The sequence below is a fragment of the Nonomuraea sp. NPDC049784 genome (assembly GCF_040659615.1).
Taxonomy (GTDB): Bacteria; Actinomycetota; Actinomycetes; order Streptosporangiales; family Streptosporangiaceae; genus Nonomuraea.
On the sequence record NZ_JBFAMX010001064.1, the window covers coordinates 1 to 2,063 of the forward strand.

Below are 2,063 nucleotides of genomic sequence, written 5' to 3' on the forward strand. Positions count from 1 at the left end.
TCTGCGATCGTCCAAGGGCCCTGGTCCTCTTCCCGGTGTTTCACCGAGACCAGCTCCACCGACCCATCAGTGAACGCCACAACAAAGAGCCGGCCGCGAGGTCCCCACGCACTAGGACCGCCACCACCCGGCCTCATGGTGAAGGACCCACGATGAGGCCGGGTGGCGCGACGGCGGTCAGGCCGCCGACCAGCCGCCGTCCACCGGGACGATCGCGCCGTTGATGAATGAGGCGGCGTCGGAGGCGAGGAAGACGGCGGCGTCGGCCATCTGCTCCGGCTGGGCGATGCGCTCGCCGAGCGAGAGCACGGGGCCGAGCCGGGTGGCGCCGATCGGGTCGAAGGACGTGTTCGTGGCGATGTTGGTCATGGTCGGACCGGGCAGGATGGCGTTGCAGCGGATGCCGTCGTTGGCGTACGCCCAGGCCACGCTGCGGGTGAGACCGACCACGCCGTGCTTGGACGCGGTGTAGGCGGCACCGGCGGCGCCGCCGCGGATCCCGGCCTCCGACGCGGTGTTGACGATCGCGCCGCCGCCCTGGCTCAGCATGTGCGGCAGGACCGCGTGCGTGACCAGGAATGTGCCGGTCAGATTGACCCGCAGCACCCGCTCCCACAGCTCGAGGGGGATGTCGGCGGGCAGCGCCATGGTGTCCATGATCCCGGCGTTGTTGCACAGCACGTCGATGCGCCCGTACGCGCTGATCGCGGCCTCGGCCAGCGCCGCGACCGAGGTCTCGTCGGCGATGTCGGCGGACACGGCGACGGCCACGTCCCCGAGGGCGGCGGCGGTCTGCTCGGCGCTTTCCGGATTGACGTCACAGGCCACGACGCGGGCGCCCGCCTTGGCGAACGCCACGGCCATCGCCCGGCCGATCCCGGACCCCGCTCCGGTGACCAGGGCCACCTTGCTGTCAAAGGTGCTCAAGAGTCCGTCCTTCCGATCAGCGGGTGCCGAGCCCCGTCCATCTGCGGCGCAACAACCGGACACGATTGTCCGGTTGCTACCATAACCGCTGTGCCGGACTCCCGTCGACCGAACAGAGGACCGAGCGCCGCCGCGGAAAACCGGGCGGCGCTGATAGCGGCGGCTCGCGAGGTCTTCGCCAGCGCCGGATACAACGCGCCGCTCAGCATGGTCGCCCGCGCGGCGGGGGTCGGCCAGGGCAGCCTCTACCGGCACTTCCCCGACCGCACCAGCCTCGCGATGGCCGTGTTCGAGGACGGCGTCACCCAGCTGGAGGCGCTGGCCGCCGAGCCCGGCACCACCCTCGACGACGTGCTGGCCCTGATCACCGAGCAGACCATCGCCTCGACCGCGTTCATCGACATGGTCACCATGCCCCCGATCGACCCCGACCCCCGCATCCTCGAGGTGCGCAACCGCGTGGCGGACCTTCTGACGGGCATGCTCCCCGACGCCCGGCGCGCGGGCGCCGTCCGCGATGACGTCACGGCCGACGATCTGGTGCTGGTCGTCGGCATGCTCGCCGGGGCTCTCGCCAAGACCCCGGCGCCCCACCGGCGCGAGGTCGCCGGTCGGGTGTGGACGCTGCTCCGCAAAGGCATGGAGCCCTGAGGCCTGTCCTCGGCTAGCATCCGCTGCGGAGGCCCGGCATCAGCAGAACGGTGGTGACCGATGACAAGCGTGCGGCGCCGATACGTGGACACCCGGTTCGGCCAGATGCACCTCGCCGAATGCGGGAGCGGCCCGCCGGTGCTGTTCCTGCACCAGACCCCGCGGTCGTGGACCGAGTACATCCGCGTGCTGCCGATCGCGGGCGGCCACGTGCACGCCATGGCGCTGGACACGCTCGGCTTCGGGCAGTCGGCCGGCACCGGCGAGTTCAGCATCGAGCGCTTCGCCGACGGCGTCGAGGCGGTGCTCGACGCGCTCGGCCTCTCCCAGGTCGCCCTGGTCGGCCACCACACGGGCGCCGTGATCGCGCTGGAGGTGGCGGCCCGCGACTCATCGCGGCTGTCAGCGCTGGTGCTCTCGGCGATGCCGCACGTCACGCCCGGACGCCGGGAACGGATGCGCGAGCGGCCCCCGCTCGATCACGT

The 2,063-nt window shown here is 71.7% G+C and carries 3 protein-coding genes; 2 read left to right on the top strand and 1 reads right to left on the bottom strand.

Features of this window, described 5'->3' with window-relative positions; translation table 11 throughout:
* Nucleotides 1-177: 177 nt before the first annotated feature.
* Nucleotides 178-927 carry a glucose 1-dehydrogenase gene (locus tag AB0J09_RS63225; RefSeq protein WP_360713933.1) on the bottom strand — a complete coding sequence of 250 codons (750 nt, stop codon included), beginning with the start codon at nt 925-927 and terminating at the stop codon, nt 178-180.
* Nucleotides 928-1,017: 90 nt separating this feature from the next.
* Between AB0J09_RS63225 and AB0J09_RS63230 the strand changes: the two genes are divergently transcribed.
* Nucleotides 1,018-1,578, top strand: a complete 561-nt coding sequence (locus AB0J09_RS63230; RefSeq protein ID WP_360713935.1) for a helix-turn-helix domain-containing protein — start codon at nt 1,018-1,020, stop codon at nt 1,576-1,578.
* A 60-nt stretch (nt 1,579-1,638) separates the two neighbouring features.
* On the top strand, nt 1,639-2,063 hold a 425-nt coding region (locus tag AB0J09_RS63235), incomplete at its 3' end, for an alpha/beta fold hydrolase (RefSeq protein WP_360713937.1).